Consider the following 21,328-nt stretch of genomic DNA (forward strand, 5'->3'; position numbering starts at 1 on the left):
TGGTACCGGCGCGCGCTCAGGCGGCCTCAGGGCCCCGGAACGCGCGCCGGTAGGCGTTCGGGGTGGTGCCGAGCGCCCGCACGAACTGGTACCGCATGGCAGCCGCCGTACCGAACCCGGTGCGCCAGGCGATCGCGTCCATGGTCTCGTCGGTCCCCTCCAGCAACTCCTGGGCGCGCAGCACCCGTTGCCGCAGGATCCACCGGTAGGGAGTGGTCCCGGTCTCCTGCTGGAAGCGGCGCGCGAAGGTGCGCGGGGCCATGTGGGCGCGCGCGGCGAGCTGCTCGACGGTCACCTCCTGGTCGAGGTGCTCCTCCATCCACACCAGCACCTCGCCGACGGTGTCGCACGGCCCCTTCGGCAGCGGCCGCTCGATGTACTGCGCCTGCCCGCCGTCCCGGTGCGGCGGTACGACCATCCGGCGGGCGATCTTGTTGGCGACCTCGGGTCCCTGCTCCTTGCGCACCAGATGCAGACAGGCGTCGATCCCGGCGGCGGTGCCGGCCGAGGTGATCACGGGGTCCTCGTCGACGTAGAGCACGTCCGGCTCGACGGTCAGCCGCGGATACTGGCGGGCCAGCTCCGCCGCGTGGTGCCAGTGCACGGCACAGCGCCGGCCGTCCAGCAGCCCGGCGGCGGCGAGGACGAAGACGCCCGAGCAGACGCTGAGCACCCGGGCGCCGCGGTCCACCCCGCGGCGCAGGGCGGCGAGCAGCTCCGGCGGGAACGCGCGCGAGTCGTAGCAGGCCCCGGCTGGTACGGCGATCAGATCGGCCGCCTCCAGGCGCTCCAGGCCGTGCTCGACCTGCAGGGTGAACCCCGCGTTGGAGCGCAGCACCCGGCCCTCGGCCGAGGCGACCGCGAAGTCGTACACCGGCAGTCCCTCGTCACTGCGGTCGGTACCGAAGACCTCGCAGACGACGGCCATCTCGAAGGGGTTCACGCCGTCGAGCAGCACGGCGGCCACGTTCTGCAGCATGCTGCCAGTCTGCCTCGCCGGTGGCAGTAATTCGAGGGTGTACGGCAGTCCTGCCGCTCCCGGTAAGGAGCGTTCGGCGGGACAGTGATGTCCATGACCACATCACAGACAGAAGGACTGCTCGGAATGATCGCCGTGATCGGGATCCTGGGCCTGCTGATCCTCCCGGCGGTGATCGGTATCGCGCACGACAGGATGATCGACCGCCAGATCAGCAGGTCACAGCGTAAGGAGGCGAAGGGGGAGAACGAGACGCGGCGGCCGAGCCGGACCCGCAGGAGGCACGGCGTGGCCCACCCCGTCTGAACGGCCGGTCAGAAGTCTTCGTCCAGGTCGACGGTGCCCTCCACCGCGACCTGGTACGCCGACGGGCGGCGCTCGAAGAAGTTCGTCAGCTCCTGGACGCCCTGCAGCTCCATGAAGGAGAACGGGTTCTCCGAGCCGTACACCGGGGCGAACCCCAGGCGGCCGAGGCGCTGGTCGGCGACGCACTCCAGGTACTGCCGCATCGACTCGGTGTTCATGCCCGGCAGGCCGTCGCCGCACAGGTCGCGCGCGAACTGCAGCTCGGCCTCGACGGCCTCCCTCAGCATGTCGGTGACCTGCTGCCCCAGCTCCTCGTCGAACAGCTCCGGCTCCTCCTTGCGGACGGTGTCGACCACGTCGAAGGCGAAGGACATGTGCATCGTCTCGTCGCGGAACACCCAGTTGGTGCCGGTGGCCAGACCGTGCAGCAGACCCCGGCTGCGGAACCAGTAGACGTACGCGAACGCGCCGTAGAAGAACAGGCCCTCGATGCACGCGGCGAAGCAGATCAGGTTGAGCAGGAAGCGACGGCGGTCGGCCTTCGTCTCCAGCCGCTCGATCTTCTCGACCTCGTTGATCCACTTGAAGCAGAACCCGGCCTTCTCGCGGATGGAGGGGATGTTCTCCACCGCGGCGAAGGCCGCCGCGCGGTCGTCCGGGTCGGGCAGGTAGGTGTCCAGGAGCGTCAGATAGAACTGGACGTGCACGGCCTCCTCGAAGAGCTGACGGCTCAGGTAGAGCCGTGCCTCGGGGGAGTTGATGTGCTTGTACAGCGTCAGCACCAGGTTGTTGGCGACGATCGAGTCACCGGTCGCGAAGAAGGCGACCAGGCGGCCGATGAGGTGCTGCTCCTCGGGCGTCAGCTTCGCGAGGTCGGCGACGTCCGAGTGGAGGTCGACCTCCTCGACGTGCCAGGTGTTCTTGATCGCGTCGCGGTAGCGCTCGTAGAAGTCCGGGTAGCGCATGGGGCGCAGGGTGAGTTCGAAGCCCGGGTCGAGAAGGTTCTGGGGACGGTTGGACATTACTGGCAGGCCTCGCAGGACTCGGGGTTCTCAAGGGAGCAGGCGACCGCGTCGGGGTCGGCGACCTGCTGGACGGGGATGCCGGCGGCGGTCTGCGCCTGGGCGGCGCGGGCGATGCGGGTCGCCGGGCGGGAGCGCAGGTAGTACGTCGTCTTCAGGCCCGACTTCCAGGCGTAGGCGTACATCGAGGAGAGCTTGCCGATGGTCGGCGTCTCCATGAACAGGTTCAGGGACTGCGCCTGGTCCAGGAACGGGGTGCGGGCCGCCGCCATGTCGATCAGGCCGCGCTGCGGGATCTCCCACGCCGTGCGGTACAGCGCCCGTACGTCGGCCGGAATCCACGCGAAGTCCTGCACCGAGCCGTTGCTGTCCCGCAGCGCCTCACGGGTGCGGGCGTCCCAGACGCCCAGCTCCTTCAGGTCCTGCACCAGGTAGGAGTTGACCTGCAGGAACTCACCGGACAGCGTCTCGCGCTTGAACAGGTTCGACACCTGCGGCTCGATGCACTCGTACACGCCCGCGATGGAGGCGATGGTGGCGGTGGGCGCGATGGCCAGCAGCAGGGAGTTGCGCATGCCGACCTCGGCGATACGGCCGCGCAGCGCCGCCCAGCGCTCCGGCCAGGACAGCTCGACACCGAAGTGGTCGGGGTGCAGCACGCCCTGGGCCGTACGGGTCTTCTCCCAGGCCGGCAGCGGGCCGTTGCGCTCGGCCAGGTCGGCGGAGGCCTCGTACGCGGCGAGCATGATCCGCTCGGCGATCCGCGTGGACAGGGCCTTGGCCTCCGGCGAGTCGAAGGGCAGGCGCAGCTTGAAGAAGACGTCCTGCAGACCCATCGCGCCGAGACCGACGGGACGCCACTTGGCGTTCGACCGTCCCGCCTGCTCGGTCGGATAGAAGTTGATGTCGACCACGCGGTCCAGGAAGGTGACGGCGGTGCGGACGGTGTCGTCCAGCCGCTGCCAGTCGAGGTCACCGGTCGTCGTGTCGACAAAGGCACCCAGGTTCACGGACCCCAGGTTGCAGACCGCCGTCTCCCCGTCGTCCGTGACCTCCAGGATCTCCGTGCAGAGGTTGGAGGAGTGGACCACGTGCCCCGGCAGGGCCGTCTGGTTGGCGGTGCGGTTGGCCGCGTCCTTGAAGGTCATCCAGCCGTTGCCGGTCTGCGCGAGGGTGCGCATCATCCGGCCGTACAGCTCACGGGCCGGCATGGTCTTCTTCGCGAGGCCCTTTTCCTCCGCCTTGCGGTAGGCGGCCTCGAACTCCTCGCCCCACAGGTCCACCAGCTCCGGCACGTCCGACGGGGAGAACAGCGACCACTGCTCGTCGGCGTTGACCCGGCGCATGAACTCGTCCGGGATCCAGTGCGCGAGGTTCAGGTTGTGCGTACGGCGGGCGTCCTCACCGGTGTTGTCCCGCAGCTCCAGGAACTCCTCGATGTCGGAGTGCCAGGTCTCCAGGTAGACCGCGGCCGCGCCCTTGCGCCGGCCGCCCTGGTTCACGGCGGCCACCGAGGCGTCCAGGGTCTTCAGGAACGGCACGATGCCGTTGGAGTGCCCGTTGGTGCCGCGGATCAGCGAACCCCGGCTGCGGATCCGGGAGTACGACAGACCGATGCCTCCGGCGTGCTTGGAGAGCCGGGCCACCTGGTGGTAGCGGTCGTAGATGGAGTCCAGCTCGTCCAGCGGGGAGTCGAGGAGGTAGCAGGACGACATCTGCGGGTGCCGCGTGCCGGAGTTGAAGAGCGTGGGGGAGGACGGGAGGTAGTCGAGCCTGCTCATGAGCCCGTAGAGCGCGGCCACTTCGTCCACGGAGCGGGTCGTGTCGTCCTCGGCCAGGCCGCTCGCGACCCGCAGCATGAAGTGCTGGGGCGTCTCGATGACCTTGCGGGTGATCGGGTGCCGCAGGAGGTAGCGGCTGTGCAGGGTGCGCAGGCCGAAGTAGCCGAAGCGGTCGTCGCCGGCCGCGTCGATCAGCGTGTCGAGCCGCTCGGCGTGCAGCCGTACGAACTCGGCGGTGCGGTCGGCGATGAGCCCCTCGCGGTGCCCCACGGCCACGGACCCGGTGAAGGACGCCACGCCCTGCGAGGCGGCCTCGGCGCGGATGGAGATGGTCAGCAGCCGGGCGGCCAGCCGGGAGTAGGCGGGGTCCTCGGAGATGAGCCCGGCGGCGGCCTCGGTGGCCAGCTCGCGCAACTCCGCCTCGTCGGCCCGGGCGGACCGGCCGCGCAGCGCGGCGGCGGCGACCCGGCCGGGGTCGGCGTCGGGGAGGTCGACGGTCAGCTCGGTCAGGGTCCGCAGCAGCGCGGCACCGGGACCGTCGGTCTCCAGGCCGCTGGCTGAAGCCGGATCTGCTGGCGCGATGGTCACGTGGGGCTCTCCCTCGCTGGGCACGGGGGCCTTGTCGAGGGCAGGGGGCAGCCACGAGCGCGCACGGCGTCGCGTCCACCGGCCCATCCCACGAGGCCCGGACGTCTCAGGGCACCCGAACCGGACGGCCGGGTGCGCTGTCGGCAGGTCCTCGGACTGACTCCTGAGCGCAGACGCGCACAAGTACACCGTTGCGGGACAGTTCCGGATTCGCACCGGATTCCCCTGCGACGACAGCGAGCATGAGCATACATCTAGTGCCGGGCTGTCGTGTCACCCCCAGATGTTGTGTCGTGACGGTGTCAGAGCGTCAACTCGTAGGTGAGGAGAGTGATGTCGGCGAGTTCCGGGAGCGGGTTCCAGTCGCGTTCGGGGACGCGGACGAACCCCAGGCGCTCGTAGATGCGGTGGGCGGCGTGCATGGTGCGCTGGGTCGACAGGACGACGGCCCGGCAGCCCTCGGTGGCCCGTGCGCGGTCGATGCAGGCCCGGACGAGGGCGTCGCCCGCACCCTGTCCCCGTCCCGCGTGCGCGACCGCCAGCATGCGGATCTCGGCCTCTGCGGGGCGGGCGATGTCGGCCATGGGGCCGGGGGACGGCACGAAGGTGACTCCGCCGAGGAGGGTGCCGTTCCGGACGGCCACGAGCACCTGTGCCGCGGCCGCTCGCTTGGCCACGTCTCTCAGTTCGCCCAGGTACCAGTCGCTCTCCCCGAAGTCGAGGAGCCCATCGTCCAGGTACGCCCGGGCGGTGATCTCGCCGAGGGCGTCGTAGTCGCCGGGGTGCGCGGGCCGGATCACGATGTCCATGGCGTCGAGTCTGCCGGAGCGGTACGACGACGGGCCGCCGGATTTCCGCCGGCGGCCCGTCGTACGGCAGTCGCTCAGTGACCGGCGCCCGCGGTCGCCGGCGGCAGTTCCACCTGCACCCCCGGGTCGCCCGCGTCCGCCGTGTAGTCCTCCGGCTTGGTCTCGTCGACGCCCTCGGGGGCCTTCACGGCCTTCAGGACGACGGTGAGGACCACGGTGACCACGGCATTGAGGACGAAGGCCGTGAGGCCGATGTAGCCGATCTCGCCGATGCCGGGGATCTCCTTCGCCGAGCCGCCGAAGTGCTTCTGGGTCGGGGAGGCGACGCCGTACGCGGCGACCGTGCCGTACGCCATGCCGACCGCCCAGCCGGCCAGTAGCGCCCAGCGGTGGAACCAGCGGGTGAACAGGCCACCGACCAGGGCCGGGAAGGTCTGCAGGATCCAGATGCCGCCCAGCAGCTGGAAGTTGATCGCCACCGTCTTGTCCATGGTGAGGACGAAGACCAGGGCGCCGACCTTCACCAGCAGAGAGACGATCTTGGAGACCTGGGCCTCCTGCTTCGGCGTGGCGTCCGGCTTGATGAAGTCCTTGTAGATGTTGCGGGTGAAGAGGTTCGCCGCGGCGATCGACATGATCGCCGCGGGGACCAGGGCACCGATGCCGATCGCCGCGAAGGCCACGCCCGCGAACCAGTCCGGGAACATGTTCTCGAACAGCTGGGGGATGGCCAGCTGGCCGTTGGTGACCTTGACCCCGGCCGCGATCGCCATGAAGCCCAGCAGCGCGAGCAGGCCGAGCATCAGGGAGTACAGCGGCAGGATCGTGGTGTTGCGGCGGATCACGTTACGGCTCCTGGAGGACAGGGTCGCGGTGATCGAGTGCGGGTACATGAAGAGCGCGAGTGCGGAGCCCAGGGCCAGGGTGGCGTACGTCCACTGTCCGGCCTCCGGGGGCACGAGCGCGCCGCGCGGCTTGCCCGTCACCGGGTTGACCTGACTGAACGCGTGGCCCGCCTTGGCGAAGATGTCGTCGAAGCCGCCCAGCTTGATCGGGATGTAGATGATCGCCACCGCGATGACGATGTAGATCAGCGTGTCCTTCACGAAGGCGATCAGGGCGGGGGCGCGCAGACCGGAGGAGTAGGTGTACGCCGCCAGCACGCCGAAGGCGATCAGCAGCGGCAGGTCCCGTACGAACCAGTTGGTGCTGCTGTCCCCGCCGACGCCCATCACGTCCAGCACCGCCTGGATGCCCACGAGCTGGAGCGCGATGTACGGCATCGTCGCCAGGATGCCGGTCAGTGCCACCGCCAGCGACAGGCCCTTGGAGCCGAAGCGGCCCCGGACGAAGTCGGAGGTGGTGACGTACCCGTGGCGGTGCGAGACCGACCACAGGCGCGGCAGGAACGTGAAGATCAGCGGGTAGACCAGGATCGTGTACGGCACGGCGAAGAAGCCGGCCGCGCCCGCCGTGTAGATCGCCGCCGGTACGGCGACGAAGGTGTACGCGGTGTACAGGTCGCCGCCGAGCAGGAACCACGTGACCCAGGTGCCGAACGACCGTCCGCCCAGGCCCCATTCGTCCAGGGAGTGCTCGTTCTCGGCCCTGCGCCAGCGGGCGGCGAGGAAGCCCATGACCGTGACGGCCAGGAAGAAGAAGATGAAGACGCCGAGCGCGACGCCGTTGACGCCGTTCTTCACTTCGCCTCACCACCCTGCTGAGCGGCGCGGGCGCGCTGGTCGCGCTGCCACAGCTTGTAGGCGGTCATCGTGAGCGCGGTGGAGATCAGCACCCAGAGCATCTGGTACCAGTAGAAGAACGGGATCCCGATGAAGGCGGGGTCCGTCTTGGCGTAGGAGCCGACCCAGAGCGTCGCCACGAAGGGCGCGACGAGACACAGGCCGATGATCACACGCACCGGCGTCACCACCGGTGGTTTCACTTCAGGCGTTTCGGACATGCCACGGCTCCGTCCCCTCGCTGATCACCTGTGTAATGCGCAGGCAATGTAGGTGACGGCGTCGTGGAAGCGGAAGACCTCGTCCGGATCTCGGTATATCGATTCAGCGACGGTCCGCGGGTCCTACTCGGCAGGCCGCTTCAGCCGCGCGACGAACTTGTACCGGTCGCCCCGGTACACCGAGCGCACCCACTCCACCGGCTTGCCCTCGTGGTCCAGGGAGTGGCGGGAGAGCATCAGCATCGGCAGGCCCACGTCGGTGCCGAGCAGGCCCGCCTCGCGCGGCGTGGCCAGCGAGGTCTCGATGGTCTCCTCGGCCTCGGCGAGGTGGACGTCGTAGACCTCGGCGAGGGCGGTGTAGAGCGACGTGTACTTCACCAGGGAGCGGCGCAGGGCCGGGAAGCGCTTGGCGCTCAGGTGGGTGGTCTCGATGGCCATCGGCTCGCCGTTGGCCATGCGCAGCCGCTCGATGCGCAGCACCCGTCCGCCGGCGGTGATGTCGAGCAGCTCCGCGAGCCGGTCGTCGGCGGTGATGTACCCGATGTCCAGCAGCTGCGAGGTCGGCTCCAGCCCCTGGGCGCGCATGTCCTCGGTGTAGGAGGTGAGCTGGAGCGCCTGGGAGACCTTGGGCTTGGCGACGAAGGTGCCCTTGCCCTGGATGCGCTCCAGGCGCCCCTCGACCACCAGCTCCTGCAGGGCCTGGCGGACGGTGGTGCGGGAGGTGTCGAACTCGGCCGCCAGCGTGCGCTCGGGCGGGACCGGCGTGCCCGGCGCCTGCGTCTCCGTCATGTCGAGCAGGTGCTTCTTCAGGCGGTAGTACTTGGGCACGCGCGCCGTACGGACGGTCGTCGCGGCCTCGTTCTCCGCACTGCTGACGTCGGTGCTCATGCTCTGCCTTCCCGGCTCCGGATGCCGAAAGCGACCGACTGACATCGGCCACGGCTCACATCGTGGCACGGGTTCTTCTGTCAGGACTCCACCCGCACGCTCCGTGATCTCCTCTATATACAGTGGTGACCGGGTTTGGTCTAGTCCATGCCGCCGAGCAGGCGTCAGATCCCCTGCCAGTCCGGCTTGCCCGCGTAGGTGTGCCGGAAGTAGTCGGCCAGCTTGAGTTTGGAGGCCGCCGCCTCGTCGACGACCACCGTGGCGTGCGGGTGCAGCTGCAGCGCGGAGGCCGGGCAGACGGCCGCGACGGGGCCCTCGACCGTCGCGGCGACCGCGTCCGCCTTGCCCTCGCCGGTCGCCAGCAGCACCAGATGGCGGGCCTCCAGGATGGTGCCGATGCCCTGGGTGATGACGTGGCGCGGCACCTGCTCGATGTCGCCGTCGAAGAAACGGGCGTTGTCGACGCGGGTCTGCTCGGTCAGTGTCTTGATCCGGGTGCGCGAGGCGAGCGAGGAGCACGGCTCGTTGAACCCGATGTGCCCGTCGGTGCCGATCCCGAGCAGCTGCAGGTCCACCCCGCCGGCCTCGGCAAGCGCGCGGTCGTACGCCTCGCAGGCCGCCTGGATGTTCTCGGCGGTGCCGTCGGGCCCGAGGAACTCGTCCATGCCGATGCCGAGCGGCTCCAGGACCTCCCGGCGCAGCACCGAGCGGTAGGACTCGGGATGGTCGGCGGGCAGTCCCACGTACTCGTCGAGCTGGGCGATGCGCGCCCGCGAGGTGTCCACGGCGCCGGAGCGCACCTTCGCGGTCAGCGCCTGGTAGATGGGCAGCGGGGTGGAGCCGGTGGCCACGCCGAGCAGGGCGCCGGGCTTGCGTCGCAGCAGCTGTGCCATGGCTTCGGCGATCAGTTCGCCGCCCGCCGCGGCGTCCGGAACGATGACAACTTCCACGCTGGGCCTGCCGTTCTGAAGTGGGCTCTGGACGTCCTATGTGGTTTAGACCAATCTAACAGAACCGGGTGCCCCGGCGATGTGCTTCTCCCGACCGGCGCCTTTTTCTAGGGCCCGCTATAAAATGCCCTCCATGGTGAGCGCTCAGGAGACGGGAACACGGGCCGGGGCATCCGGAACGCGGGGCCGCCCGCGCTCCTTCGATCGTGCCACCGCGCTGGAGAAGGCGCTCATGGCCTTCTGGGAGCACGGCTACGAGGCCACCTCGGTCGCCGACCTCACCCGGCTCATGGGGATCGGCGCCCCGAGCCTGTACGCCGCCTTCGGCGGCAAGCGGACGCTGTTCGAGGAGGTCGTTCGGCTCTACACCGATACGTACGGCGCCTTCGGTGATCGCGCCCTCGCCGAGGAGCCCACCGCCCGCGCCGCTGTCGAACGCATGCTGCGCGAGGCCGCCGCCGAGTACACCGACCTCGCCCATCCCCACGGCTGCCTTGTCGTGCACGCCGCCACCAACTGCACCAGTCCCGAGGTGGCGCGGCTGCTGCGGGAGCGGCGGAACGCGAACATCGCCGCCCTGGAGTCCCGGATCCGGGCCGATGTCGCGGAGGGCCGACTTCCGGCCGGCACCGACGCCGCTGCCCTCGCCCGGCACGCCGGCGCCATGATCCAGGGCATGTCCCAGCAGGCCCGCGACGGAGCGAGCCGGCAGGAACTGGAAGCACTCGCGGAAATTGCCATGTCCATCTGGCCCCACGGCTGACCGAGGCGGGCTAGGCTTCATGGCATCGGGTGCCATCAGTCGTGCATGCCGACAAAGCCGTGGACACATCGTTGTGGTCTAGTCCACAATCGACGACGACGGATCCGACGACGTATCCACGCGAACAAGCCTCCGTCTTCCCCGCACAGGAAGGCGGATCGAGGACCCGGAGCTCTCTGCCCTGACTGCCCCGGCTCCTCGACCTTCGGCCGACCGGGACCGCACACCCCACGGCCGATGATGCTCCGGGCTGCGGTGCCGGGAGGGTTGAGGGTCCCTTCCAGGCGCCGCGGCCCGCGGGTGTTTCCGGAGCCGGTGGCAGATGTTTTTCAGCCATGTTCGAACGTCCGGGTACGCTCGCAGACGTGCCCTCCATGAACGAACTGGTCCGCCAGCACACCGCCCTCGACGACTCCGACCTCGAGTGGCTCCATCTGCTGGTCTCGGAGTGGCAGCTGCTCTCCGACCTCTCCTTCGCCGACCTGGTTCTGTGGGTCCCCACCCGGGACGGCACCCGGTACGTCTCGGTCGCCCAGATGCGCCCCAACACCGGCCCCACGTCCTACCAGGACGACATGGTCGGCCACCTGGTCCCGCGCGGCCGGCGGCCCATGCTGGACGCCGCGCTCGACGAGGGCCGGATCGTGCGCGAGGGCGACCCGGAGTGGCGCGAAGAGGTCCCGGTACGGGTCGAGTCCATCCCCGTACGGCGCGAGGGCCGCGTCCTCGGTGTGATCGCCCGCAACACCAACCTGCTCACGGTCCGCACCCCGAGCCGTCTGGAGCTCACCTACCTCCAGAGCGCCTCCGACCTCGCGCAGATGATCGCCGCAGGATCGTTCCCCTTCCCCGACCAGCAGGTCGACATGGACGCCTCGCCGCGCGTCGGCGACGGCCTGATCCGGCTGGACGGCGACGGCATCGTCCAGTACGCCTCCCCGAACGCGCTGTCCGCCTACCACCGCCTGGGCCTCGCCGCCGACCTGGTCGGCCAGCACCTCGGGCAGACCACCGCCGAACTCGCCCCGACCCGGGGGCCGGTCGACGAGGCGCTCGCCAAGGCGGCCAGCGGCTGGGCGCCGCGCGAGTTCGAGATCGAGGCCAACGACGGCGTCATCCAGTTCCGGGCGATCCCGCTCAAGCCCAAGGGCACCCGGATCGGTTCGCTGGTGCTGTGCCGGGACGTCACCGAACTGCGGCGCCGCGAGCGCGAGTTGATAACGAAGGACGCGACCATCCGGGAGATCCATCACCGGGTGAAGAACAACCTCCAGACGGTCGCCGCGCTGCTGCGGCTGCAGGCCCGGCGCATCGAGTCCGAGCGCGGCCGGGAGGCCCTGGAGGAGGCCGTCCGCCGGGTCGGCTCGATCGCGATCGTGCATGAGACGCTGTCTCAGAACCTGGACGAGCGGGTGGAGTTCGACGACATCGCCGACCGTGTGCTGGCGATGGTCGCCGAGATCTCGCCGGGCAAGGTGACGGGCCGGCGCAGCGGGCGGTTCGGGATCCTGGACGCCGAGGTGGCCACACCGCTGTCGATGGTCCTCACCGAGATCCTGCAGAACGCCCTGGAGCACGGCTTCCGAGAGGGCGACACCGGCACGGTCGAGGTCTCGGCGGTCCGGGGCGGTACGACGAAGGAGGCCCGGCTTCTCGTCACGGTCCAGGACGACGGCGTCGGCCTGCCCGAGGGCTTCGACCCGCACCGCTCGGGCAACCTGGGGCTGCAGATCGTACGGACGCTGGTGGAGGGGGAGTTGGGTGGCTCGTTCGACATGGTCCCGGCGCCGGGGCGGGGGACCAGGGTGATCCTCGACATTCCGGTGCGGGCGCAGAAGTGAGCAACTCCGTGCGCCATAAAGGAGCTTGAGGACAGCAAAAAGCCCCGGACCGCCGTTGGTCCGGGGCTCGTGCTCGTTGCTGCTCCGCTATATCGCTAAGCACATCGGGGGATACTGCGCGCTGCGGCTCGGGGGCGGGAGATGCGTGCGTGCTGCACGCGCCGCCAAGCTCAGGCTGTCAGCAGGGGTGGGTATGTCAGGCGGAGGCCTGACGAGCCCGGTTGCGGGCGGCGCGGCGCTTCATGGCGCGGCGCTCGTCCTCGCTGAGACCACCCCAGACGCCGGAGTCCTGACCGGACTCGAGCGCCCACTGCAGACACTGCTCGATCACCGGGCAGCGACGGCAGACGGCCTTGGCTTCCTCGATCTGCAGCAGCGCAGGACCGGTGTTGCCGATGGGGAAGAAGAGCTCGGGGTCTTCCTCGCGGCAAACGGCGTTGTGACGCCAGTCCATGGCTGCTACCTCTCCTAGGTTCTCTGAACGTATTACGTGCAGGTTGCTTGTGAATGTGAACGCTTTCACGAATCCCTCAACAAGTGAAGGGCCGACCGCCGAGTCTTCCCCGGCGTGGTCCTTGGTTTGAGGAGGGGTTCCGGCGATCAGTGGAGGCCGGTCTTGCGGGCCGTCCCGATCGCCAGATAGAGACTCGCAAACCTCGGCGGCGGATACAACCCCTTCCAGAAAGTTTTTTTTGATTCCTCGGTGTCGACTAGGTCACAGCCGTACTTCCATGGGGTGGATCCTGGCCTAAACGTTCGAGTGAAAGGACTTTTGCCCGTTCCGCTCACACAATCACACGCAGTGCACGGCGTACGCCTGTGAACGTCACGCTCGTACGCAGTCCCAGGTGGTCACCGTCCATCTGCAGGGGCAGGGGCGCCTTCGAATGCAAGGTGAACTGGTCCAGATCGTGCAGCGAGACGACATGTCGACCATGGGGTCCACGCTCGGGGGACGAAGTGAGCAACTGGGTGCCATACCGGGCAACCGCGGCAGTCGACAGACGGCTGAGACCGAGCACGTCGACGCCGGTATCGAACGAGGCCTTAGGCGACGTGTACATGGGGCGATTGCCGAGATACGTCCAAGGGGACGTGTTCGAGACTATGGCCACCACAAGATCGGCAATCGGTTCCTCGCCGGGTTGCTCCAGCGTGATCGAGCCGCGCCGGCGGTTCTGCTCACCGAGGAACTGCCGGATCACCTGACGTACGTACAACGCGTGTGTCGACTTCTTGCCGCGCTCGCGCTGCTGCTCCACCCGGCCGACGACACCCGCGTCGAATCCGAGTCCCGCGTTGAAGGTGAACCAGCGGTCCGGGACCGCCTCGTCCTCGGTGCCGGGCGTGCCCGAGGTCAGCCCGAGGCCGACGACCCGCTCCCGGCCCTCCCGCAGCGCGTCCAGCAGGGCGCCGGTGGCCTCGACCGGATCGTTGGGCAGGCCCAGGGCGCGGGCGAAGACGTTGGTGGAGCCGCCGGGTACGACGGCGAGACCGGGCAGGCGCTCGGGGTCGGGGCCGGCGTGCAGCAGGCCGTTGACGACCTCGTTGACGGTGCCGTCGCCGCCGAGGGCCACGACCAGGTCGATGTCGTCGCTGTCCGCCGCCTGCCGGCCGAGGTCGCGCGCGTGTCCGCGGTACTCGGTGGTGACCGCCTCCAGCTTCATCTCGCTCGCGAGCGCGTGGATCAGCACGTCACGCCTGCGTGCGCTTGTGGTGGTTGCCGCCGGGTTGACCACGAGAAGTGCACGCATGGTCTGCAGCGTACCTACTGGGGGGTACCGGGCCCACAGCGAGGTAGGGATCGGGTAAGAGGGACGGGCGTGAGCCTGGACACGCCGGTGGTCTGCGGGCCGCCCCTTCGGGGCGCTGACACCGCCCCCGCTACCCTGCTGGGGTGAGCAGTGAGCAGAACCCCGCCCAGGAACCCCGTCCCCGTCGGCTGACCTATGCCGCTGTGCTGGCCGGGCTGGAGGGCGTCGCCCTCGGCGTCGGCGGGGTCTGGGTGCTCGTGCTCGGCCTCACCGGGTCCCCGGACAACCGGCAGCAGGCCGTGACCCTCGGTGTCACCCTCGTCGTGCTCGCGCTGCTGCCGCTGCTCGCCGCGCGCGGGCTGCTGCTGCGGCGCGGCTGGAGCCGAGGCCCCGCAGTGATCACCCAGGTCATGGCGCTGCCCATCGCCTACAACCTGCTCAAGGCCGACAGCATGGCCATCCCGGCCGGGATCGCCCTCGCGGTGGTTGCCGTGGCGGCGCTGATCCTTCTCGTCAACGGCGAGACGACCCGGGCCCTCGGCATCAAGGGACCGGGCCGCACCGAGTAGGCAGGCGCTCTACTCCTCCACCAGCAGTTTCTCCCGCAGCTGTGCCAGTGTGCGGGCCAGCAGCCGGGAGACGTGCATCTGGGAGATGCCGACCTCCTGCGCGATCTGCGACTGGGTCATGTTCCCGAAGAAGCGCAGCAGCAGGATCCGCTTCTCGCGCGGCGGCAGATCCTCCAGCAGCGGCTTGAGGGACTCCCGGTACTCCACTCCCTCCAGCGCCTCGTCCTCCGCGCCGAGGGTGTCGGCGACCGCCGGGGACTCGTCGTCGGTGTCGGGGACGTCCAGGGACAGCGTGGAGTACGCGTTGGCGGACTCCAGGCCCTCCAGGACCTCCTCCTCGGAGATCGCGAGCTTCTCGGCCAGCTCGTGGACCGTGGGGGAGCGGCCGTGCAGCTGGGACAGCTCGGCCGTCGCCGTGGTCAGCGCGAGCCGCAGCTCCTGCAGCCTGCGCGGCACGCGCACCGCCCAGCCCTTGTCGCGGAAGTGCCGCTTGATCTCGCCGACCACGGTGGGGGTGGCGTACGTGGAGAACTCCACGCCGCGCTCCGGGTCGAAGCGGTCGACGGACTTGATCAGCCCGATCGTGGCGACCTGGGTGAGGTCGTCCAGCGGCTCGCCGCGGTTGCGGAACCGGCGTGCCAGGTGCTCCACGAGCGGCAGATGCATACGGACCAGCTGATTGCGCAGCGCCGCGTACTCCGGGCTGCCCTCCTTCAGCGTGCGCAGCTCCACGAACATCGCCCGCGCCCCGCTGCGGTCCGCCGGGTCGTGCTGTACGGCCTGCACGGCCCCCATGGCCTCCGCGCCCGGCGCGTCGTCCCCGGCGTGCCGCTCGTGTTCGCTCATCGTCCCGCCCGTAGCCCTTCCCCGAGCCCTGGCCCCCGTGCGGCCGGCGGACCCGGCGTCGCCGGAGCCCTCCGGCGGTACGCCCTGCGCGGCACCGTCACCTCCGGCCCGCGCGGAGTCGTCCTCCGGGTGTGGTCTGGCCTGCTCGGGGATGCCGTCGATGCCGTCGGCCATGCGCCGGGAACCGTCCCCGGGGGCCTCCCCGGACAGGTCGCCCGTGCTGGGCCAGGAGGCGCCCCCGTCCTCGGCCGGCAGCTCCCGTGTGCCGCGCTCTTCGTCCCGCACCGGACCGTCCCCGTTCCTCACGCCGGGCCGGGGCCCGCGCCGCGCTGTTTGTAGAGGCTGATCGACACGGTCTTGTCCTCGTCGACGGCGGACGAGACCTTGCCCGCGAGGGCCGAGAGCACGGTCCAGGCGAAGGTGTCCCGCGAGGGGGCGTGACCGTCCGTGGTCGGCGCCGAGACCGTGACCTCCAGCGAGTCGTCGACGAGCCGGAAGACACAGCTGAGCACAGAGCCGGGCACGGCCTGCTGGAGCAGGATCGCGCAGGCCTCGTCCACGGCGATGCGCAGGTCCTCGATCTCGTCCAGGGTGAAGTCCAAGCGGGCCGCGAGACCGGCCGTGGCCGTCCGCAGCACCGACAGGTAGGCACCCGCGGCCGGCAGCCGGACTTCCACGAAGTCCTGATTCGCCGCGGGCTCGCCTGCGATCTGGGACACCCTCACCTCCATGGTGGTACAAGCTTTACGGGGCCGAGGGTCGCCCCCCGGGGTAACGCGCACATGGTTCCGCGGTGACGCTATCGCGCTCCGAACGGTCCTGTCCCGGGACCCCAACCCCCCAGGCGTCACTCACAGTAAAGCTGTGCATACGCTCCGTGTCTAGAGGGTTTGCGGGCCCAAAAGGGAGGAGCGCGCGCCGGGTTGACGTACCCAGACGTCAGACACTCGAACCGTCGTGCGGCAGCCGCCGCATGCAGTGTCACACGAGAACACGGCCGAACGGGAATGCGATCACGCGAGAACCCGCTCGAAAGAGGGTCAGACGAGCACGTGGTCCACGAAGCACCACCGCCAGTCCTCGCCGGGTTCGATGGTCCGCATCACCGGGTGACCGGACGTCTCGTGGTGCTGTGTCGCGTGCCGTCCGGGCGAGGAGTCGCAGCAGCCGACATGGCCGCAGGTGAGGCACAGCCGCAGCTGCACGGGGTGCGTGCCGTCACGCAGGCACTCCGGGCAGGTCGGATCGAGCGGTTCCGGTTCCGGGTGCGGCAGCGCGCCGGCGTGCGTGCACTGTTTCATGATTGCCAGATTACGACGGGCGTGCGGTCGGCCGCGCGGAAAACGAGGGTGGGCGAGGATCATGGACGTGATGCCGCTGCTGTTGCTGGTGGCGGGCAGCGCGGGGGTCGCGGGGGTCGCCCGGCGCACGCCGGTGCCGGCGCCGCTGCTGCTGGTCGCCGTCGGCCTGGCGGTCTCGTACATCCCGGGCATCCCGCACTACACCCTGGACCCGAACATCGTCCTGCCGCTGGTGGTGCCGCCGCTGCTGTACAAGGAGGGCACCGAGAGCTCGTACCTGGACCTGCGCGCCCAGATGCGGCCCGTGGGCATGCTGTCCATCGGATACGTGCTCTTCGCGACCTTCGCCGTCGGCTGGGTCGCCTACCTCGTCGTACCGGGGCTGCCGCTGCCCGCCGCGCTGGTGCTGGGCGCGGTGGTCGCGCCGACGGACGCGGTCGCGGCCGCGGCCATCGCGCGCCGGGTGGGTCTGCCCTCCCGGATCACCACCATCCTCCAGGGCGAGTCCCTGCTCAACGACGCCACCGCGATCACCGCCTACCGGGTGGCCCTCGCCGCGGCCGTCGGCGAGGGCGCCACCTGGGCGGGCGGAATCGGTGAGTTCCTGCGGGCCGCCATCGGGGGTGTCGTGGTCGGTCTGGTGCTCATGGTGCCGATCCACTGGCTGCGCACCCACCTGAAGGAGGCCCTGCTCCAGAACACCCTCTCGCTGCTGATCCCGTTCGTCGCCTACGGCGTCGCCGAGCAGTTCCACGGCTCCGGGGTCCTCGCGGTCGTCGTGGTCGCGGTCTATCTCGGGCACCACGCGTGGGAGGTCGACTTCGCCACCCGGCTCCAGGAGGACGCGGTGTGGCGGATGGTCGCCTTCGTGCTGGAATCGGCGGTGTTCGCGCTGATCGGCCTGCAACTGCCCACCGTCCTCAAGGGGCTGGGCGCGTACCAGGGCGCCGATGCGGTGTGGTACGCCGTCGCGGTCTTCCTCGTGGTCGTCGCGGCCCGCTTCGTGTGGGTGTTCCCGGCGACCTTCTGGCCCCGGCTGCTCTTCCGCCGCATCAGGGAGCGCGAGGACAACCCGACCTGGCGGGGCCCGGTGGTGACCGGGTGGGCCGCCATGCGGGGCGTGGTGTCCCTGGCCATCGCCTTCTCGATCCCGCTCACGGTGCACGGCGGCGCCCCCTTCCCGCAGCGGAACCTGATCCTCTTCCTGACCTTCACCACGGTCATCGGCACCCTTGTGGTGCAGGGACTGACCCTCGCGCCGCTCATCCGCCTGTTGAAGTTCCCCGCCCGCGACCCGCAGGCCGAGACCCTCGCCGAGGCCAACGCCCAGGCGCAGGCCTCCCGGGCCGCCGAGAACCGCCTCGACGACCTCCTCTCGGACGAGCGCAACGAGCTGCCCCCGCCGCTCGCCGACCGTCTGCGCACCGTCCTGGAGCGCCGCCGCAACGCCGTCTGGGAGCGCCTCGGCCAGATCAACCCCATCACCGGCGAGTCCGTCGACGACACCTATCGCCGTCTCTCGCGCGAGATGATCGGCGCCGAACGCGAGGTCTTCGTCACGCTCCGCGATCACCGCTACATCGACGACGAGATGCTGCGCGCGCTGCTCAGACGCCTGGACCTGGAGGAGGCGGCGGCCTACCGGGAGGCGGAGTAGCGCTACGGGAACGGCCGCCCGGTGACGACGGCGGCGACCGTCGTCCCACGCGCGAAGGCACCCTCCTCCGCGAGGGCGGCGAGTCCGTAGAGCAACTTGGCGACATAGAGACGTTCGACAGGCAGCCCGTGGCGGTCCTCGAAGTCCTCGGCGAACGCGTCAAGTTCGGGTGTCGTACGGGCGTAACCGCCGAAGTGGAAACGCTCGTCGAGGGACCAGGAGCCGGTACGGCCGCCGAAGGCACGTTCCTGCAGGGCCTGTACGTCGCCTTCCAGGAAGCCGCCCCTGAGCACCGGCACGCCGAGTGCCCGCTGCCCGGGGGCCAGCCCGGCGGCCAGCCCGGCGAGCGTGCCCCCGGTGCCGCAGGCGACGCCGACGACCTCGGCGAGCCCACGCAACTCCGCTCCCAGCACCCGGCAGCCGCGCACGGCCGCGCTGTTGCTGCCGCCCTCGGGCACGACGTACGCGTCCTCGGCGCCGACCGCGCGCAGGAGGGTGCCCAGCGTCTCCGGCTCGTTCTTCCGCCGGTACGTCGATCTGTCGACGAAGTGCAGCCGCATGCCGTCCGCCGCGCACCGGGCCAGCGAGGGATTGAGCGGACGGTCGGCCAGCTCCTCGCCGCGGACCACACCGGTGGTCGGCAGCCCGAGGATGCGGCCCGCGGCGGCGGTGGCCCGCAGATGGTTGGAGTAGGCCCCGCCGAAGGTCACCAGCGGCCGCCCTCGCGCCGCCTCGACATTCGGCACGAGCTTGCGCCACTTGTTGCCGACGAGCTCGGGGTGGATCAGGTCGTCCCGCTTGAGCACCAGCCGCAGCCCGTGCCGCTCGAACCGGTCGTCCCTGACCTCCTGGAGGGGGGAGGGGAGGCGTGGGGGGAGCGGGGTACGGCTGGTCACCGCTCCATTGTCGCCCGGGGACCGGGCTCGGAGACGGCCATGCATCCCTACGGCGCTACCCCTTCAGTCGCTCTGCCACGCGATCCCGCAGCCAATCCATCCCGAACCCCCGAGGATCAACCTTCCCCGGCCGCCACTCCAGATGGCCGATGACCGACCTCTCGGTCCACCCGTGCCGCCGGCACAAAGCGGCCGCGACCCGTTCGATCGCGTCCAGCTGGGCGTGCGGCCAGGGGTCCTCCCCGTCGCCGAGGTTCTCGCACTCGAAGCCGTAGAAGTGCCGGTTGCCGTCGGTGTTGGCCTCGTCGGCCGGCGGCAGCCCCTTCTCGGCGATGACGGCGCGCAGCACGTCGTCGTCGCCGAGGCCGGCGTGGTTGGCGCGGCCGTAGCCGACCAGGTGGACCGTGCCGTCCTTGGTGATCACGCCGTGGCACAGCGGGCCCGGCAGCGCCGGGTGGCCGTCCCGGCAGATCTGCACGGTGTGCGCGCTGCCCCGGGTCACCGTGTGGTGGATCATCACGCCGTGGACGGGCCCCCACGGGCCCTTGTGGTTGCGGTTGTGGTTCCGCCAGTCGCCCACCTCGACGACCGTGACGCCCTCCGCGCGCAGTGCGTCCAGGAATCCGCTCGCGGACATGGGTGGGGCCATGCCGCCTCCTTCGTGCCGTGCCGGTCTGCCGATTTGCGATGAAATCTCTACCGAAACCGGACGTCCCGGACCACATCGTTCGCACGCTGTGCGAGCCGATCCGGACAGGCGGCGCAGGTCGCCGACGGCGCCACGCGCCGGCCGGAGTCCCTCTTCCTGCCCAGTAGTCCGATGATCCATTCCCGCACTTTCGGGTAATGGCGCGACCACGCTCCGTGATGGAAGCCTCGACGGTGAGACCGGTGCCCCCTGCGATTCGGTGCCGGGCATACTTGGGAGGCAATTCTCTATGTCGGTAGGCGAAGAGGTCCGCACGGATCAGGGCAAGCCGCAGCAGTCCCTCGGGACGGCGGCCGCGCGGAACCTGGCCACCACGACCAAGTCCGTTCCTCAGATGCAGGAGATCAGCTCCCGCTGGCTGCTGCGCACACTCCCGTGGGTCGACGTCCAGGGCGGCACGTACCGCGTCAACCGGCGGCTGACGTACTCCGTCGGCGACGGCCGCATCACCTTCGTGAAGACCGGGGACCAGGTCGAGGTCATCCCGGCCGAACTCGGCGAGCTGCCGGCCCTGCGCGCCTACGAGGACGAGGAGGTGCTGACGGAGCTCGCCCGGCGCTGCCGCCAGCGCGACTTCGCGCCCGGCGAGGTGATCGCCGACTTCGGCAACCAGACGGGCGCGGTGTACCTGCTGGCGCACGGCAGGGTCGAGAAGGTCGGCACCGGCCCCTACGGCGACGACGCCGTCCTCGGAGTCCTCGCCGACGGCGCCTACTTCGGCGAGCAGGCGCTGCTGGACCCGGACGCCATCTGGGAGTACACCGTTCGCGCCGACACCGCGACCACCGTGCTGATCCTCAGCCGCCAGGACTTCCAGCAGGTCGCCGAGCGCTCGGACAGCCTGCGTGAGCACCTCGAACAGCTGCGCTCGGTGCCGGAGCAGCGGACCAACAAGTACGGCGAGAAGGAGGTCGAGCTGGCCGCCGGTCACTCCGGTGAGCCCGACATCCCGCACACCTTCGTGGACTACGAGGCGCGGCCCCGCGAGTACGAGCTGAGCATCGCCCAGACCGTGCTGCGCATCCACACGCGCGTGGCCGACCTCTACAACCAGCCGATGAACCAGACCGAGCAGCAGCTCAGGCTCACGGTCGAGGCGCTCAAGGAGCGCCAGGAGCACGAGCTGATCAACAACCGCGACTTCGGCCTGCTCCACAACTGCGAGTACGACCAGCGGATCCAGCCGCACGACGGCGTGCCCAGCCCGGACGACATGGACGAGCTGCTCAGCCGCCGGCGCAGCACCAAGCTGTTCCTGGCCCACCCGCGCGCGATCGCCGCGTTCGGGCGCGAGCTGAACAAGCGCGGACTGGTTCCGGAGACCGTCGAGATCGGCGGCAACCGCATCCCGACCTGGCGCGGAGTGCCGATCTACCCGTGCAGCAAGATCCCGGTCACCCCGGAGCGCACTACCTCGATCATCGCGATGCGTACCGGTGAGCAGGACCAGGGTGTCATCGGCCTGCGGCAGTCGGGCATCCCGGACGAGATCGAGCCGAGCATGTCCGTGAGGTTCATGGGCATCAACGAACAGGCCATCATCAAGTACCTGGTGACGGCCTACTACTCGGCCGCCGTACTGGTGCCGGACGCGCTCGGCGTGCTGGAGAACGTCGAGATCGGCCGGTGGAGGTGACGTTTCCGCACTTCGCGGCCGTGTCCCCGCCCGCCGGGCGGGGTAGACCCTCGGAATATGCGTCCGGCCG

The 21,328-nt window shown here is 69.9% G+C and carries 21 protein-coding genes and 1 riboswitch; of the genes, 6 read left to right on the forward strand and 15 right to left on the reverse strand.

Annotated elements, in window-relative coordinates; genetic code table 11:
* Positions 1–16: 16 nt before the first annotated feature.
* On the reverse strand, positions 17–979 hold the full coding sequence (locus ACFYOH_RS03415; protein WP_388620685.1) for a GlxA family transcriptional regulator: 963 nt from the start codon (positions 977–979) through the stop codon (positions 17–19).
* A gap of 93 nt (positions 980–1,072) precedes the next feature.
* Between ACFYOH_RS03415 and ACFYOH_RS03420 the strand changes: the two genes are divergently transcribed.
* Positions 1,073–1,285: a hypothetical protein gene (locus tag ACFYOH_RS03420; protein ID WP_388620687.1), complete on the forward strand. Its 213-nt coding sequence runs from the start codon at positions 1,073–1,075 to the stop codon at positions 1,283–1,285.
* A gap of 8 nt (positions 1,286–1,293) precedes the next feature.
* Here ACFYOH_RS03420 and ACFYOH_RS03425 read toward each other — a convergent pair whose 3' ends face one another.
* From ACFYOH_RS03425 to nagB, 7 genes are all read right to left on the reverse strand, one after another.
* Entirely contained in the window at positions 1,294–2,307 is a 1,014-nt protein-coding gene (locus ACFYOH_RS03425; RefSeq protein ID WP_388620689.1) for a ribonucleotide-diphosphate reductase subunit beta, read from the reverse strand.
* Positions 2,307–4,676 carry a ribonucleoside-diphosphate reductase subunit alpha gene (locus tag ACFYOH_RS03430; RefSeq protein WP_388620691.1) on the reverse strand — a complete coding sequence of 790 codons (2,370 nt, stop codon included), beginning with the start codon at positions 4,674–4,676 and terminating at the stop codon, positions 2,307–2,309. Before ACFYOH_RS03430 ends, ACFYOH_RS03425 begins: the two co-directional genes overlap by 1 nt.
* 146 nt (positions 4,677–4,822) lie before the next feature.
* Positions 4,823–4,901: riboswitch (cobalamin riboswitch) on the reverse strand.
* A gap of 77 nt (positions 4,902–4,978) precedes the next feature.
* Positions 4,979–5,485, reverse strand: coding sequence for a GNAT family N-acetyltransferase (locus tag ACFYOH_RS03435; protein WP_388620693.1), 507 nt, complete (start codon positions 5,483–5,485; stop codon positions 4,979–4,981).
* Between the two features lie 74 nt (positions 5,486–5,559).
* Positions 5,560–7,188, reverse strand: a complete 1,629-nt coding sequence (mctP, locus tag ACFYOH_RS03440; RefSeq protein WP_388620695.1) for a monocarboxylate uptake permease MctP — start codon at positions 7,186–7,188, stop codon at positions 5,560–5,562.
* Positions 7,185–7,448, reverse strand: a complete 264-nt coding sequence (locus tag ACFYOH_RS03445; protein ID WP_388620697.1) for a DUF3311 domain-containing protein — start codon at positions 7,446–7,448, stop codon at positions 7,185–7,187. Before ACFYOH_RS03445 ends, mctP begins: the two co-directional genes overlap by 4 nt.
* A gap of 123 nt (positions 7,449–7,571) precedes the next feature.
* Positions 7,572–8,336: a GntR family transcriptional regulator gene (locus ACFYOH_RS03450; protein ID WP_388620698.1), complete on the reverse strand. Its 765-nt coding sequence runs from the start codon at positions 8,334–8,336 to the stop codon at positions 7,572–7,574.
* Positions 8,337–8,500: 164 nt separating this feature from the next.
* The gene (nagB, locus tag ACFYOH_RS03455; protein WP_388620700.1) at positions 8,501–9,286 is read right to left on the reverse strand and encodes a glucosamine-6-phosphate deaminase; all 786 of its coding nucleotides are present in this window, start codon (positions 9,284–9,286) and stop codon (positions 8,501–8,503) included.
* Positions 9,287–9,419: 133 nt separating this feature from the next.
* Between nagB and ACFYOH_RS03460 the strand changes: the two genes are divergently transcribed.
* Together ACFYOH_RS03460 and ACFYOH_RS03465 are read left to right on the forward strand one after the other, a co-directional pair.
* Positions 9,420–10,049 carry a TetR/AcrR family transcriptional regulator gene (locus ACFYOH_RS03460; RefSeq protein WP_388620701.1) on the forward strand — a complete coding sequence of 210 codons (630 nt, stop codon included), beginning with the start codon at positions 9,420–9,422 and terminating at the stop codon, positions 10,047–10,049.
* Between the two features lie 365 nt (positions 10,050–10,414).
* Complete coding sequence (locus tag ACFYOH_RS03465) at positions 10,415–11,890, forward strand: sensor histidine kinase (protein WP_388620703.1); 1,476 nt, start codon at positions 10,415–10,417, stop codon at positions 11,888–11,890.
* 196 nt (positions 11,891–12,086) lie between these two features.
* Here the strand turns inward: ACFYOH_RS03465 and ACFYOH_RS03470 are convergent, their stop codons facing one another.
* Together ACFYOH_RS03470 and ACFYOH_RS03475 are read right to left on the reverse strand one after the other, a co-directional pair.
* Positions 12,087–12,344, reverse strand: coding sequence for a WhiB family transcriptional regulator (locus tag ACFYOH_RS03470; protein WP_003992873.1), 258 nt, complete (start codon positions 12,342–12,344; stop codon positions 12,087–12,089).
* 331 nt (positions 12,345–12,675) lie between these two features.
* Entirely contained in the window at positions 12,676–13,644 is a 969-nt protein-coding gene (locus tag ACFYOH_RS03475) for a diacylglycerol/lipid kinase family protein (protein ID WP_388620705.1), read from the reverse strand.
* A 143-nt stretch (positions 13,645–13,787) separates the two neighbouring features.
* Here ACFYOH_RS03475 and ACFYOH_RS03480 point away from each other — a divergent pair, with 143 nt between their 5' ends.
* The gene (locus tag ACFYOH_RS03480) at positions 13,788–14,213 is read left to right on the forward strand and encodes a hypothetical protein (protein ID WP_388620707.1); all 426 of its coding nucleotides are present in this window, start codon (positions 13,788–13,790) and stop codon (positions 14,211–14,213) included.
* A 9-nt stretch (positions 14,214–14,222) separates the two neighbouring features.
* Here ACFYOH_RS03480 and ACFYOH_RS03485 read toward each other — a convergent pair whose 3' ends face one another.
* The 3 genes from ACFYOH_RS03485 to ACFYOH_RS03495 form a co-directional block, all read right to left on the reverse strand.
* On the reverse strand, positions 14,223–15,344 hold the full coding sequence (locus tag ACFYOH_RS03485) for an RNA polymerase sigma factor SigF (RefSeq protein WP_388620709.1): 1,122 nt from the start codon (positions 15,342–15,344) through the stop codon (positions 14,223–14,225).
* 17 nt (positions 15,345–15,361) lie between these two features.
* A complete protein-coding gene (locus ACFYOH_RS03490) occupies positions 15,362–15,778 on the reverse strand; it encodes an anti-sigma regulatory factor (protein WP_009190566.1) in 417 nt (138 codons plus the stop codon).
* Positions 15,779–16,099: 321 nt separating this feature from the next.
* On the reverse strand, positions 16,100–16,360 hold the full coding sequence (locus ACFYOH_RS03495; RefSeq protein WP_388620711.1) for a UBP-type zinc finger domain-containing protein: 261 nt from the start codon (positions 16,358–16,360) through the stop codon (positions 16,100–16,102).
* A gap of 61 nt (positions 16,361–16,421) precedes the next feature.
* Here ACFYOH_RS03495 and ACFYOH_RS03500 point away from each other — a divergent pair, with 61 nt between their 5' ends.
* On the forward strand, positions 16,422–18,017 hold the full coding sequence (locus ACFYOH_RS03500) for a Na+/H+ antiporter (RefSeq protein ID WP_388620713.1): 1,596 nt from the start codon (positions 16,422–16,424) through the stop codon (positions 18,015–18,017).
* Positions 18,018–18,019: 2 nt separating this feature from the next.
* Here ACFYOH_RS03500 and ACFYOH_RS03505 read toward each other — a convergent pair whose 3' ends face one another.
* On the reverse strand, positions 18,020–18,958 hold the full coding sequence (locus ACFYOH_RS03505; RefSeq protein WP_388620715.1) for a 1-aminocyclopropane-1-carboxylate deaminase/D-cysteine desulfhydrase: 939 nt from the start codon (positions 18,956–18,958) through the stop codon (positions 18,020–18,022).
* A gap of 10 nt (positions 18,959–18,968) precedes the next feature.
* Positions 18,969–19,562, reverse strand: coding sequence for an N-acetylmuramoyl-L-alanine amidase (locus ACFYOH_RS03510; RefSeq protein ID WP_388620717.1), 594 nt, complete (start codon positions 19,560–19,562; stop codon positions 18,969–18,971).
* 289 nt (positions 19,563–19,851) lie between these two features.
* Here ACFYOH_RS03510 and ACFYOH_RS03515 point away from each other — a divergent pair, with 289 nt between their 5' ends.
* Positions 19,852–21,258, forward strand: coding sequence for a family 2B encapsulin nanocompartment shell protein (locus tag ACFYOH_RS03515; RefSeq protein ID WP_388620719.1), 1,407 nt, complete (start codon positions 19,852–19,854; stop codon positions 21,256–21,258).
* The last annotated feature ends 70 nt before the right edge of the window (positions 21,259–21,328 follow it).

This window comes from Streptomyces sp. NPDC007856 (assembly GCF_042868225.1).
GTDB lineage: Bacteria > Actinomycetota > Actinomycetes > Streptomycetales > Streptomycetaceae > Streptomyces.